General features: G+C 35.4%; 12 protein-coding genes and 1 pseudogene. All 13 read right to left on the bottom strand.

The annotated features are described in order from the left end of the window. On the bottom strand, positions 1 to 2,860 hold a 2,860-nt coding region (locus tag AC1VS3_RS10820; protein ID WP_481275647.1), incomplete at its 3' end, for a Cna B-type domain-containing protein. Between the two features lie 127 nt (positions 2,861 to 2,987). After that, the gene (locus tag AC1VS3_RS10815; RefSeq protein WP_008687775.1) at positions 2,988 to 3,239 is read right to left on the bottom strand and encodes a hypothetical protein; all 252 of its coding nucleotides are present in this window, start codon (positions 3,237 to 3,239) and stop codon (positions 2,988 to 2,990) included. Between the two features lie 404 nt (positions 3,240 to 3,643). Beyond that, entirely contained in the window at positions 3,644 to 3,832 is a 189-nt protein-coding gene (locus AC1VS3_RS10810; protein WP_120136727.1) for a hypothetical protein, read from the bottom strand. A 1,238-nt stretch (positions 3,833 to 5,070) separates the two neighbouring features. Continuing rightward, positions 5,071 to 6,230 (bottom strand): annotated as a pseudogene (locus AC1VS3_RS10805) (IS256 family transposase); the annotation flags it as partial. Between the two features lie 62 nt (positions 6,231 to 6,292). Continuing rightward, on the bottom strand, positions 6,293 to 6,898 hold the full coding sequence (locus tag AC1VS3_RS10800) for a recombinase family protein (RefSeq protein WP_008687771.1): 606 nt from the start codon (positions 6,896 to 6,898) through the stop codon (positions 6,293 to 6,295). A gap of 274 nt (positions 6,899 to 7,172) precedes the next feature. Further along, entirely contained in the window at positions 7,173 to 7,280 is a 108-nt protein-coding gene (locus AC1VS3_RS10795) for a CHAP domain-containing protein (RefSeq protein ID WP_256176674.1), read from the bottom strand. Between the two features lie 163 nt (positions 7,281 to 7,443). Next, entirely contained in the window at positions 7,444 to 9,075 is a 1,632-nt protein-coding gene (locus AC1VS3_RS10790) for a DAK2 domain-containing protein (protein ID WP_008687770.1), read from the bottom strand. Between the two features lie 10 nt (positions 9,076 to 9,085). Further along, complete coding sequence (locus AC1VS3_RS10785; protein ID WP_008687768.1) at positions 9,086 to 9,448, bottom strand: Asp23/Gls24 family envelope stress response protein; 363 nt, start codon at positions 9,446 to 9,448, stop codon at positions 9,086 to 9,088. Positions 9,449 to 9,528: 80 nt separating this feature from the next. Then, entirely contained in the window at positions 9,529 to 10,311 is a 783-nt protein-coding gene (locus tag AC1VS3_RS10780) for a cell division protein FtsQ/DivIB (RefSeq protein WP_119983574.1), read from the bottom strand. Next, positions 10,299 to 11,201 (bottom strand): UDP-N-acetylmuramate dehydrogenase, encoded by a 903-nt coding sequence (gene murB / locus AC1VS3_RS10775; protein WP_008687764.1) that lies wholly within the window; start codon positions 11,199 to 11,201, stop codon positions 10,299 to 10,301. Before murB ends, AC1VS3_RS10780 begins: the two co-directional genes overlap by 13 nt. 8 nt (positions 11,202 to 11,209) lie before the next feature. After that, positions 11,210 to 12,283 (bottom strand): undecaprenyldiphospho-muramoylpentapeptide beta-N-acetylglucosaminyltransferase, encoded by a 1,074-nt coding sequence (gene murG / locus AC1VS3_RS10770; protein WP_008687762.1) that lies wholly within the window; start codon positions 12,281 to 12,283, stop codon positions 11,210 to 11,212. A gap of 65 nt (positions 12,284 to 12,348) precedes the next feature. Continuing rightward, positions 12,349 to 13,431 carry a putative lipid II flippase FtsW gene (gene ftsW / locus AC1VS3_RS10765; RefSeq protein ID WP_008687760.1) on the bottom strand — a complete coding sequence of 361 codons (1,083 nt, stop codon included), beginning with the start codon at positions 13,429 to 13,431 and terminating at the stop codon, positions 12,349 to 12,351. Between the two features lie 151 nt (positions 13,432 to 13,582). Next, positions 13,583 to 14,377 carry a class B sortase gene (gene srtB, locus AC1VS3_RS10760; RefSeq protein ID WP_008687758.1) on the bottom strand — a complete coding sequence of 265 codons (795 nt, stop codon included), beginning with the start codon at positions 14,375 to 14,377 and terminating at the stop codon, positions 13,583 to 13,585. Between the last annotated feature and the right edge of the window lie 329 nt (positions 14,378 to 14,706).

Raw genomic sequence — 14,706 nt, 5'->3', positions numbered from 1 at the left:
GTTGTACCTTTACTTCATTTGGTCGTATTCCATCTTGGTTATTACTATCATTCCAAATCTTCGCTACAGTTTTATTGATAAGTTCGACAGCATGTGTATTTGTTAAAATAAAGTTTCCATCCTTATCAATCTCGGTTTTACTTGTATAACCATCAGAAATTGTTACTTCTTTAATAGAATAATTTATTTCTTTTCCTGATTCAAACTTTGGAAGATCTTTCCAAGAAGCACTCCAATTACTTTTTTCATTCAGTGTGAGCACTTCCCCGAAGGCCTTTCCATTAGCTAAAAGTTGTACCTTTACTTCATTTGGTCGTATTCCATCTTGGTTATTACTATCATTCCAGACTTTTGTTACTTTTTTTTCGATGGTACTCTGTGTATTCTTAATAATTATAGATATTTCATTTTCGCTCACAACTTTCTCATATGTTGCTCTATATCCTTCCATTGCATGTTCTTCAACATCATAAGTATATTGCAACGGTAAATGGTTAAATGTTACCTTCCAATTATTCGTTTCATTTAATTCTACTGTATCAAGAATTGTTCTATTCCCATTTTGATCAATACGAATTAGGTCTACTTTTACTGTCGGTGTTTTTCCATCTATAGTTGCCCATTGTTTCTCTACATGAATGGTTTGATTATTCTCTTCTTCTCCAATAACGACACTTCCATTTGTTCCTATTCCACCACCTCTTACAGAAGTATTTCCTGAAATAATTAGCTTGGCTGCATCCTTTGCTATTTCTTTTGCATTCTGTGTCGTATCAACTTTCAAAGCATATGTTTCTTTACTATTACTAATATTTTTTATTGGTTCCCCAGGATTTGCAGGATCAAATCGAGAGACGGATGGATCTGGTTTTCCTAATACTCCTAATTCTAAAACCTTTCCATCTTCATAATATGTAACACTGCCTCCCCCTAGCATTCTCTCAGCAAGTGTTGTAATATACTTATCACTTCTTGGAACAGACACATAATCATCTCCTGCTGCATTTGTCAAGGCATTATTATCAAACAATGCCCCTCCATTATTCACATGAATTTGTACACTACCAGTAGGACAAGACCATATCCCTCCTCCTAATAAAGTTGCATCATTATCTGTAATCAAGGTATTATACATATGAAGTTCATAAGGAATACTTCCAACATATACACCACCACCTTGATCTTCTGCCTTATTATTAGTTATTTTGCCAGCATTCAATGTCACTTTATTCGAAGCGACATAAACACCACCACCTGTACCTTGTGTAGCATCTGCTTGAATGGCGTCATTTGTGCTATTCCCGGATATCACACCACCATTCATAGTGAATGCAGCAGGACAATTATACTTAGTGCCCCAATCATTTATATCAAAACCAGCATCACCTGCCCCCATCGCAACAAAAGCATCAAATGCTGAGACTCCGCCTCCCATAGGAGCTTGATTATTTATGATTTCCCCATTATTCATCTCAAATTCACCATTACATAAAATAAAAACTCCTCCACCACTGAATCTAGAAGTATTATTGGATATTTTACCACCATTCATTTGAAAGTTAGCAACTGTTATATAATCAGGATTTAACCAAGTACCAACAGTTACTCCTCCAGCTGTTCTATTACTATAATTATTGGAAATTTCTCCCCCATTCATAACGAAACTTGCAGCATCTTCATCTCGATTACTTCGACCACCACTAACATTAACAATTCCACTCATTAATCCATCGCATATATTATTTGTGATGTATCCATTATTTAATATAAACTTACTTCCATTTAATAAATAAATTCCATTTTCTTCCATATCTGACCAATTATCAAAGGAGTTTTTTGTGATTTCTCCCCCATCCATTATAAAGGTAGCATGATCTTCTATTAATAAACCAGAAGAAGCTTCGTTCTCAGTAATAATGCCTCCTTGCATATGAAATTCAGCATTTTTTCCCTGCATATGAATCACATAGCAGGTGTGTCGAGTAATTGTTCCAGATACTAATGTAAGTTTTCCTGATATTTCTATTGCAGTGGCAACTCTTTTCATGTTCATAAATCGATCACCAACATTATTACCATCAATAGTAATACCCTCTATATACACATTTCCTCCTTCTTCTATATTTATCATATGCAATGATTTATCAAGCTTTTCAGAACGGACCAGCCTGCCGACACCAGTAAAATGCACCGTTCTTCCATTCTGTATAAGGATTTCATCTTCTATTTCAATATCCTTTGTTATTTCTATAAAAATATTATCTTTATTTAGTAGTGCTGTCTCTAACTCTGCCCATGTAGAAACCTGTACTGAATCTTCAATTTTTGTTTCTTTTAACACATTTTCCTTATTTAACTTTTCTTGAGCAACTTTTTCTTGAGCAACTTTTTCTTGATCAACTTTACTCTTTTCAATATTTTCAGATGATTCTTTCTCTATTAATTTTTCAATATCATCCACATCTACTGTAATATCCACTGTCAAAATTTCATTTGTTTGATTTTTATCATTAATGACCTCAGAACTAGTGCCCTCTGTTTTTGTATAATACACAGTAAATACATATGTACCATTTTCTAACGCACGATAAGTGATGCTTGAATTTACTAAAGAAACTTCACTTTTATCCGGTAAAGTTACCTTCTGTATATTGATATTCTCTTTTGCTTCTATTTTAATATCAATTGCAACTGCTTGTTTATCTGATTCCATCGTTGTATGAACCACATAATTTGAAGCTTCATTCTCACCAAAAGCAATGTTGTCATTATTTGCAAACACTTTATTTTGGGGTATTGCAAACGTTATTAAACTAACTAAAAGTAATAATATTGGCATGACTCTAAATATTTTCTTCATAATTGCATCTCTCTTTCTCTCCTTATATAAAACATTGTTCTTTATTTTATGTGTTTTTTCTAAATATTCGTGATTCAGAATAAATAATGAACGGCATCAAAAAGATATTAGATTCTTTCTTAATTCTTTATTCATAAAGTACCCAATCTTCGAATTGGAAAAGCCCTTTTTCTCTTCTACTTTTTTCAAAATTCTCTAACTCTTCAACTTCCCGCATCTTGATTTCTTTTAGATTACTTAAAACACGAAATGCGTTTTTCCCAACTTTCTTCACCAACAGTAAGTCGACAACCTCTAGCACATTGGCTCTATAAAACTCTAATTCCTCTACCTCTTGTACATATGGTATTGTAATAGTTTTTAAAAAAATTACCGTCATAAAACATTTTATTTCCTACTTTTAAAAGGGAAGGCATATTAACTATTTCAATTGGGGTTTCCATAAAGGTATTAGTTCCTAATCGGCTTTTTCAACCACTGTTACTTTGGGTAATGAAACTTCTTACAATTTACTAAACACATAAAACATTTGAACAGGTAAAGAAGTAATGTTTTCTAAATCTAAGGTATGAAAACGATTCTTAAAAAACATAAAATCATCTCTTGATTTGATTTCGTTACGTTTGGAAAGATTCTTTTCACTCTAGCCTAATCTCAGTTACCTGAAGGTCGATTTGAAAATGTATTCACATTAGTCATTATTACTGTTTCATATCCAGTTACAGCCAAATGTTCTACTTGTGTAATTAAATAGGTTATGCTACCATATGTCACACTATCTATTTACAATATTTTGGGATTACTAGATTGTGAAACAAATTTATCTATATCAGAGATACTATCTTTTCCTTCTTCTAATACTTCATAACGTACATCTGCTTCCCAGAACTGTGTATTAATTGGTAACGAAACTTTAATATCGCCATTCAATGATCCTTTTGTTTTCAGCTCTTTTTCTTCTAACCCTAACACAATAATTTCTAATTCTGACTCAGTCTCTCGCCATGTTTCTATTACAATTTCATCATTAATTATTCATATTTCCTCCATTCCCTCACTACATGTAAGCAAAAGTATTGTATGAAAATTGTTTCAAGTCTATTAAATTGCTATATTTTTGATTTTCTTTCACACTTATTCTCTCCTTATTTACATATAATGAACCATTTCAAATTATCTGTTTTTGTTTTCCTGATTGTATGCCAAAATGGCTTAGCAACACAAACACTAAATTTAGTTACTTCCTATTCATTAATAGCATTCACTTCTTTAATGTCAATGAATACTTCATACAGCACATCGTTTCCAAATTCAGATAGTGTTATCCCACCTGACAGAGCTATAGGCATAATTTCTTTTTTCAATTTCCTTTCAATTATTCTTTTCCATACCTTCAAGAAATGGCTTAAAATATTTCTCTTCGCCTTTTTTCTTGCTTTTTCTGCTTCATCAATTGTTGCATATGTTCCAAGAAAATATCACTTTCCCTGAAATGTGATTTAGCAATCCATTTACCATTTCGAGTAGGGGACATTCCTCTTACACCACTTGTATTACTTTTCGAGAGTTTTTCAACTCGGATTAGACATAAATTCGTACCCTCAATCAGATTCGGATTTTCTCTTGTATAACCACAGCTTTTTGTCCCACCACTTTAGAAGATTACTAGTGAAAATTTCTTTTTGCTTTCCACACTTGCATTGACAAATACATTTCCAATATCCCTTTTTATTTCGATAAGAAGAAAGGACTATTAAAATTCCAAATTGTCTCCCATGGTAACAATCTGTCTGTATTTCCATTTTTCTATATAACAACCTCCTTTCCCTTTTTTTCACTAATATATTTCTAGCGATAAATTACTATTTAGACATATTAGGAATTTTACTGAAAACTTTTTTAAGTAAAATTATAAGTATCGAATTTGTAGATGGTAAAGAAAGCACACTTTTCGTTTCAAGGATGATAAAATGGAAATATGACATAAGGATGGGAATTTTAGGAATTATTAGTTATAAAAAAAGATGGAACTAAATGTGTAATTTTTATTCCAAAAAATCTAAAATTTAACTATTTAGGGTTTGTCACGAAAAGTGTGCACCATAAAAAAATAATTAAACATCTATTAGGCTTGTCGATAACAATGTGTAAAATTTTTAAATTAAGGAAGGTAGCAGGTTTGTCAAGAAAAGTGTGTAAGTAAAATATAATCACTTTAGATATTTCTCAATGCGAGAGCTAAACTTGTCATTGATCATGAGTTGATTTAATACTTGTGACCAACTGCGGATGGTACCATTCTCCCATTTATTTTCAAGTTCTGTACAACGTAAATATAGTAATTTGTATAAGGCGTTCTCGTTTGGAAAGGCGCCTTTTATCGTCACTTTGCGGAAACTGGAATTGATTGCCTCGATCGCATTCGTCGTATACATTACTTTTCTTACGGCACTCCCATAATCGAACAGTTGTTTCATAACTAAAATTACGCCGCCATACGTCCACTGCTCCTGGATATTGTGATCATGCATGTTGGAATTTTTCAAACTCTGCTTGACAAGTTTTAAGGCTTGGCACTCCATATACTTTCTTAAGATGGGAAGTATATGTTTTAAAATCTTTACTTGGTACATACTTTATTGAGTTTCGTATCAAGTGGACGATGCTCGCTGTACGATCATATCCGAAGTTGGCTTTTGCGCCATCCTTAAGTACACTAACCCCATCCATCGACATAAAGAAAACATCTTCTAATCCTCGTGCTTTCATTCATCAAATATCTGCATCCAATAATTCTTACTCTTACTTTCACTAAGCCATAATCCAAGGATATCTTTATATCCATTCAAATCGTAGCCTAATATCGTGTATACAACGCATTCTTTCGCCTCATAGCCATTACGCAATGTTACATACATACCATCTATAAACAAGAAGGCATAGCACTTCTTCAAGGGTCTATTTCGCCTTTCTTCTAGTTCTGGTAGTATGACATCTGTAATATCGGATACCATTTCATGAGAAATTGAAAATCCATAGATATCTTCTATTGTTTTCGATATATCACGTTGACTCATTCCTCATGTACAACGCCAATACTTTATCTTTTATTCCTGAAACATCTCTTTATCGTTTTGATATCATCTGTGCTTCAAAAGAGCCATCACGATCTCTTGGTGTAACGATCATGATATCTCCCTTTGTAGTATGATCAGTTTTTTGACTATATCCATCTCTGCGATTCTGCCTTTGTTTATAATCTTTATCATCATTTTCGTCCTAAATGATGATTCATTTCACCTTGGAACAATGATTCAAATATAGGATCAAAAAGTTCCTTGAGTGCTTCATCTGCATCCTCTATGGATTGTAAAAAACTGCGTATCATTAAGTCATACGATCTTATTTTACACAGTTTATTTTACACTCTCACTATTTATTAAGTTTTTCTACTCGTTTCACCCAGCGACCGAATGTAACATGATTGGTATTAAGCAATCTTCCCGCTTCACGTTGACTTATCTGCTTGGCTTTCCATAAATTATATACTTCTGTAAATCTTTCCGGTAAATCATTTGCAGGTCTCCCAAATTGAATACCTTTTATTTTGGCTTCCTTGATACCTTCCATCTGACGTTGACGAATGTTTTCACGTTCAATCTGTGCCACATAAGAAAGAATTTGTAATACTAAATCTGCAATAAATTTCCCTGTAACGCCGTTGACCTGATTTCTTGTATCTAAAAGAGGGAAATCCAATACAATAATATCCACATCCTTTATTTTTGTCAGAAAACGCCATTGTTCAATGATTTCATCGTAGTCCCTACCTAATCGATCAATAGATTTGATATAAAGTTCATCACCCATTGTAAGCCGATTTACTAATTGCTTATATTTGGGGCGATTAAAATCTTTACCTGATAATTTATCAATAAATATTTTCTTTTTATCAATTCCTATTTCTAGCATAGCAGACATCTGTCTATCGATATTTTGATCTCTTGTAGAGACTCTTACATAACCATATTTTTTCATTAAATAATTCCTCCTATTCCGGTAATTCAATTTTTAATTATCTCACATCTTCATTATAGAGTCAGTGTTAATTATTTCCATATTTGAATTAGCTAAACTAAAAAACTACTACCCAAAATAGATAACAGTATGGTGTTTATAGAATAAATTTAAGCAGAATATTACAGATCAGAAATTATATGAGTTTTCTTAAACTATGTAGAATGAGCGAAAAAGTCTTCATTCATTTTTGATAGCTTCGTATCCATAAATAATTCTGCTATTAATTTTATAATTACTCATAGATGAAATTGCCTTTAATCGTATAAATAGTATTATTATCAACACGTTCCACGATTCCAACATGATCACTAACACCAGCATTTTCCCAATCGAAAAAGATGATATCACCTGTCAGAGGAATACTACCTCTTGGTTTCCTTTGTTGATGTTTCCAGAACGAGGCATAGAAAAAAGAGGTGTAACCTCATAGACTTGTCAATTCAGTCTATTTCGTTACAGCCTCTTTTCCCTATGTTTAATACGTTGTTACTTCGAGTAGTATTCTACTCCACACCAATTATAAACGAATATACCGGCTGCATGCCATTGTTGAGTTCTACCTCAACATCGTATTTATCTTCAATATAACTAGCAATCTCATTTGCTTCTTCTTCGTTGACATCCTCGCCATAAACAAGCGTCACGATTTCACTTTCTCCATCAATCATCATATCCAGTAACTGTCGTGTTACTTCCATTTTATCTGGTAATGATACAACAATGTCTTTTTCTTTTAAGCCCATGTAATCGCCAGCTTTGATATCTAATCCTTCAAATGTCGTATCCTTGATGGCATACGTAACTTGACCGGTTTTTACCATACTGATGGCATCATTCATTTCAGCCAGGTTCATATCGAAATCCACATCAGGATTAAACATGATACATGCACTTAATCCTTGAGGAATGGATTTTGATGGAATGACTTCCACATTCAGATCCTCACAGACACTTGCGGCCTGTTGTGCTGCTAAAATAATATTGCTGTTATTTGGCAATAAGAAGATATTTTCTGCGTTCACTTGATGAATGGCTTGTACAAAATCTTCGGTAGAAGGATTCATCGTCTGCCCACCACTGATAACATAATCAGCACGCAGTTCTTTAAACATATCTTTCAAACCATCCCCTGCTGCAACCGTAATAATTGCATACTTCTGTTTTGGTTTTTCTTCTTTTGGTTTCTCTTCTACCGTTGCATTCATCATGATATTTTCATGCTGCTCCTGCATGTTTTCTACCTTAAGTTTTGCAAATTCACCATAACGCTGTCCCATATTTAAGGCATCTCCAGGAGTCAAGGTATGTACATGTACTTTAACGATATCATCATCACGCACGCATACAATAGAATTACCAATTCGAGCAAGTGAATCACGTAATGCTTCTTCTTGGAAATTTCTAGCGCCATGCTCCGATAAACGAATGATGAATTCTGTACAGTAGCCGAATTCTTCGCTCTCCATACCAGCACCGGCAACTTCTTTACTTTCCTGTGCTTCTTGGCGTTCAATAACTTCACCTTTCAGTGCAGAAACAAACCCTTCAAAAATCGTAACAAGTCCAGCACCGCCACTATCAACGACACCAACTTCTTTTAATACCGGCAAAAGATCAGGCGTTCTCTCTAAGGACTCCTTCGCCTCCTCCAGCATTTTTTCCATAACTTGTAAGCAAGTCACATCTTGCGTTGAGGTTGCATATGCATATGTGTAATCAGCAGCTTCACGTACTACAGTTAAAATAGTTCCTTCTACTGGTCGCATGACCGCTTTATAGGCAACACGAGAACCCATAACCAGCGCATTTGCTAATTGGAAACCGTTGATTTCCTTCATGCCATCTACACCCTGATATAAACCGCGGAAAATCTGCGAAGTAATAACTCCGGAATTTCCTCTTGCTCCCATTAATAACCCTTTTGATAATACTTTTGCAATATCGCACACATCATCGCTAGTGCATGCTAAAGCATCCTTTACGCCCGCATTAAACGTCAGCGACATGTTCGTTCCTGTATCACCATCAGGCACAGGGAACACATTTAATGCATCGATTTCCGTAAACTTATTTGACAAATTATTGGCACCGCTTGCCAACATGTCTTTCAACAATTTTCCATTGATCATTTCCATAGTTCTCTACCTACTTTATAACCTTGACATCTTGCACATAGACATTAACTTTCTTAAAGTCTAATTCCAGATTTTTTTCCAACATGTATTTCACACGCATCTGCACCTCATGAACGATTTCACTAATCTTCACGCCGTAAGATACGATGATATATAAATCCAATTCCAAGTCATTGTTATCCAGCTGACGAACAACAACACCTTTGGCATAATTATCCTTCTTTAGTAATTCTGCGATTCCATCCTTCACAAATTTTTGGGATGCCATACCGACTACGCCATAGCATTCGGTTACAACACCACCGGCAAGTGAGGCGATTGCGTCGATGGAAACATTGATATTTCCGTACTGTGTACTTTTAGAGATTGACATAAAATTCCTCCTTATATCCTCATTATTATATCAAAATCCCCTTGGAAATCCAAGAAAGATTCTCAAATACCTTAAAATTCTTACTTAAAGGCTTTACAGTCTTCCGTTATGTAGGTTTCCGTATTCGCATCCATGACAAAGCAGACATGATCTTTTTTCAAATTTTTTAAAGTCTGTTTATAAGAATTAAGGATAAATACGGAATCATAGGAGGTATAGATCGTATTGCCATCCTGCATCACGATTTTCACCATATGCTTATCGTAACTTTCAGCATGCGGTGTAATCTCAGAAATCATAGATACGATATCCTGACTAACCTCTTTTTTATTTTTAGCAAATGCAGCAGCTAAGTTTTTCCTTTCTTTCTTGGAAAAACCATCAATCAATGGGTAGTTGACTATGGTGTCAAGGTTTTCACTGGTTATTTCCTTCTGTGAGCCATCTTTCAATAAAACATAATTCTTTTCACCTTCGACAAAGTAACCAATGACCAGTTTTTCTTTGATTTCAATAGCAATCACGCCATCCATGCTTTTCTCAATTTCCACATCTTCAATGAAATCGTCGTTTTTCAATTTCCAAGAAAGGTAGCATTTCGGTGTGATCATATATCGTGTTTCATAGGAAAGATGCGCTTTTTTCAAGACATCTTCTTTCGTATAAAAGCGATTACCTTTTACTTCTAATGATTTCACCTTAGAAATATCACTCATAAAATACAAGGATGCCACTAAAAGTATAGCACCAGCAATCACAAGTCGCCGTTTTCTGCGCCGCTTTTTACGTTTTTTCTTTTTATTTTGCAGAGCCAGATATTTCGCTTCGACATCATCGTAAAGCAGCTCGTCTAATTGTTCCAATTGAATTTCTCTACTTCCGTAATTAAATCAATGTCGAAACGTTCCTTGACTTCTTTTTGAATTTCTTCTACCAATGCCGCCACATCATTGGCTTTGGCATTATCTTCATTCACGATAAAGTTTGCGTGTTTTTCAGAAACCATAGCTCCACCGATGCGTTTACCTCGCATGCCGATACTCTCAATCAACTGCCAAGCCTGATGGCTTTCCGGATTGCGGAACACACTGCCGGCACATGGCTTATTTAAAGGTTGTGAATCCATACGACGTTTTCGCCGTGAATCCATAACATCACGAATCTCCTTTTGATCGCCTTCCTGTAATTGCAAACGGCATCCTAAGATCAACCAGTCTCGGTGCTGTTGAAAAATAGAATGACGATAGGCATAGTCTAATTCATCCTTACGCATAATGCAGATCGTATGTTCTTTCAGTACATAAACCTCTTGGACAATGCCTGCCATATCACTCTTATAAGCACCGGCATTCATAAACAAAGCGCCGCCAATCGTTCCGGGGATGCCACTGGCAAATTCCAAACCGCTTAAAGAACGCTTCATAGCCTCATGTGCCAACAAGATGATGCTCGTACCTGCTTGCACCAAACAACTGCCATCCTCTTCAAAATAAAAATCCGTAAAATAGCGATCCAGACAGAGAATCACGCCATCATAGTCATCATCGCTGCATAAAATATTGCTACCTTTGCCAAAAATCTTTATCGGCATTTCTTCATCCTTTAAGATGTCCATAACTCTTAACAGGCAAAGCTCATTTTTTGGGTATATAAAATAACTGCAGTTCCCACCAATGCGAAAGGTTGTACGTGTTTTTAAAGACACATTGACTTCCACATCCGCATAGGGCTGTAATTTTTCTTTCAATGTCATGTTATATTTCACCTTTTCATTTCATCGCACCAGTCTAAAATATCACTGCTGGCATTGGGCTTACCAAGCGCCAACGCATGCTGATGCATCTCTTCCTTTATTGCCGGATGATCCATAATCAATTTGATTTTTTCATCCAATACTGTTGCATTCAAATCTTTTTCTTCTATCATATATGCTGCTTTTTTTTCAACCAGCACACTGGCATTATAAAATTGGTGATTGTGTGCTACGTAAGGGCTTGGAATCAATATGCTTGGTGTTCCCAATGCTGTGATTTCAGCAGCCGTCGTTGCTCCAGCACGACATATGATCAGATCCACTTTAGCAATGATATCCAATTGTTTTACATAGTCTACAACCTTAATGTTATCCTGTGGAAAAACGCTCTTCATTTCTTCATAATTGTTTTTTCCGCTTACAAACAAGATTTGATATTTGTTGTCGATCTTAGGTAAGACATCTTTCATAATGGCATTGATGGAAGAAGAACCTAAAGATCCCATAACCACCAAAATCAGCGGCTTATCCATTGACAGACCTAAAGAACGATAATATGCCTCATCAAATTTAACCTGGACAGCATTGGTTGCCCGTGGATTTCCTAACAATCTTGTTTTTTCTCTGCCAAATTCTTCAAAGCATTTTTCATAACAGATTACGATGGCATCCATATAATTTGCCACCATTTTATTCGATACACCAACAATGGAATTTTGCTCATGTATCATCGTTTTTACATGCTTTTTATGTGCAGCCAGCATTACCGGTGCACTTACATAACCACCAAAACCAATGGCAATGTCAGGTTTAAAATCTTCTATGATACGGAGTGCCTTGCGATAGGCCTTTGCCATCAGCAATAATGCCTTCATCTTATTGACAATACCACCTGTTAAACCGCTTGCATGCAGACCTTTAAATTGATAGCCGTGTGCAGGTACTTCTTTCGCCTCCATACGATCATCATTTCCAACAAACAAAATGTCAATATCGTCATAGCGTTTTTTTGCCGCATCTGCCAGCGCAATGGCCGGATATATGTGACCTCCCGTTCCACCGGTTGCTATCAGTAATCTCATGTCATCACTCCCTGTGATTTATTATACCATGTTCATACCGTATTTTTAAATAAAATTCGCTTTTTTCAACTTTCCTTTGCAATACTCATAAGCAGTCCCATACTCCCCATCATAACCATTAAAGAACTGCCTCCATAGGAGATAAAAGGAAGCGTAATCCCAGTTACTGGAAACAACCCGACAACTACACCAAGATTGATCATGACCTGAATAGCAAACAGGGAGGTAAGACCAATAGCAATATAGCATAAATATGGATCTGTACAATTTTTAGCAATTTTAACTCCCTGATAAATAACAGCTATAAATAAGCCAATTAGTAAGACGCTGCCGATAAAGCCAAATTCTTCCGCATAGATAGCAAAGATGAAATCTGTTTGCGGTTCGGGCAAATAAAAATGCTTCTGCATGCTATTATCAAAACCAACACCTAAAATCCCCCCAGGTGCAATAGCGAAAAGGGATTGTATAATCTGAAAACCAGCTCCTAAAGGATCTTTCCAAGGATCAATAAACGATGTAATTCGTGCCAATCGATAAGGTGCGCTTAAAATCAAGCCACCCAAACCTCCGGCGCCTAAAATACCTACGCGTACGAAATAAGATAAAGGAGAATCGGCCGCTAACACCATGATAACAATTGAGCAGACCATAACCAAGCCACTGCCAAAATCAGGTTGCAATAAGATCAAGCCAAAACCAATCATTACCAGAAAAGCGGGAAAAAACAAGTCTTTACGAAAGCTTTTGATACGATAGCGCTTTGCCAGATAATCTGCTACATAAATGATAATGGCAATCTTAAAAAACTCTGAAGGCTGGATAAGAAAAGAACCAACACCGAACCAACTACGACTACCATTACGCAAGACACCCACACCTGGAATCAATACCAATATTAATGCGACAACACATAAAAGAAATAAGCGTTTGGCATAGCGGCGCACATGCACTAATGATATGCGGCTGGCAACATACATCACAAATAGACCAAGTAAGGCAAATACCGCCTGACGGCTCATGAAATATGTTGCGTCCTGGAACTTCGCGGCTGCCCAAACTCTCGAACTGCTGCCAACCATAACAATGCCTATGATAAGTAAGACCATGATTTCCAAAGTCAATAGTCTGCATTTTTTAGAAAACATAGCGCCACCACCTTCCCTTCATTGTATGCTCAAAGGAAAAGAAAAAGTAGCAATGCTACTTTTTGCTTATCATTTTCTAATTATCATCTATGTAAAAACAGCTTCATTACTTATTCGATCTCTATTTGCTATTTGATGAAGCAGTCAGCATCTACTTCCCTTTTTTCACCTTATAGCTGCCATCCCATTTAACCAGTTTAGCATGAAGAAGATAACGCAGATCTGTGGAATTTCCCTCTTCATAGGAACATGTTGATAAAGTCACGATATGATCTTGAGTATTTAGCTTTACATTCCGTTTAAAATCGGATAATCCTTCAACCATATTTAAATATTGTTGCCAGCTTTCCTTTGTCGGATAGTTTAGATCATACGATGCCGAAAGATCTTTGGCTGAATGGATACTGAAAATTTCACATCGATAATTTTGCTGAGGTGTAAAAATATATAAATACGGATGTTTATCAAAAAATGCTTTTTCTTTGAATTTTTCAATATCTGTAAACATCGTCTTATGCCACATATTATGTCCATAGATAATGGTATTACGATCTTTAAATTTCCCATCTGCCTGATAATCCATGAAAATGGCACCAGCATAGTTCGCTTTCTTTTCAAACGAATGTGTCAGATAAAAGGAATTATCACTTCCTTTTACGATAGGGTAATTGATATTGGTATCCGGTATGAGTATCCAGGCTAATATTTCATCATTTTTCTTTTTTAAAGCCTTCCAATTCACCGTAAAATCTTTTTCTAGATCATCTGGTATATTACTCAATTGTTGTAGCTCTATTTTCTCTTTTTCTTCCGCATGATTTTGAGAGTATATATGAAAGAGCTGATACCCGGAATAGATAAAGACGCCCAAGGCAATTAAAAATAAAATATCGTATAGGATCTTCTGCCATTTTTTTAATGGTTTCTTTGGCTTTTTCTTACGCATGCAGTATCACTCCTTATTGCTTTTTCATTTTATCATATTTCATAATGCTTTACTAGAAATTCTACCATAGGAACTATCGTAGTACCAGTTGCTGATTACTTAAGTACGATGATTTCACAGCCCTTTTAGGAAAACGTTTTGCCTTGTTTGTTTTACATCGATTCTTTGATCTGCTGCATCTTACTGACGCGGCCATTAAAAAGATACCATATTTACCAAAAAAAGCCTCATCAATCCTTTTGCATCATTACTTAAATCATTTGACATTAGTATGGAGCTAGTGTACTGTATTGTTGACATTTAACTAAATATTTATAGCTATTATAGCC

Source organism: Longicatena sp., assembly GCF_982403165.1.
Note: the sequence above shows the minus strand (reverse complement) of the source record. Positions and strands in the feature narration are given on the sequence as shown.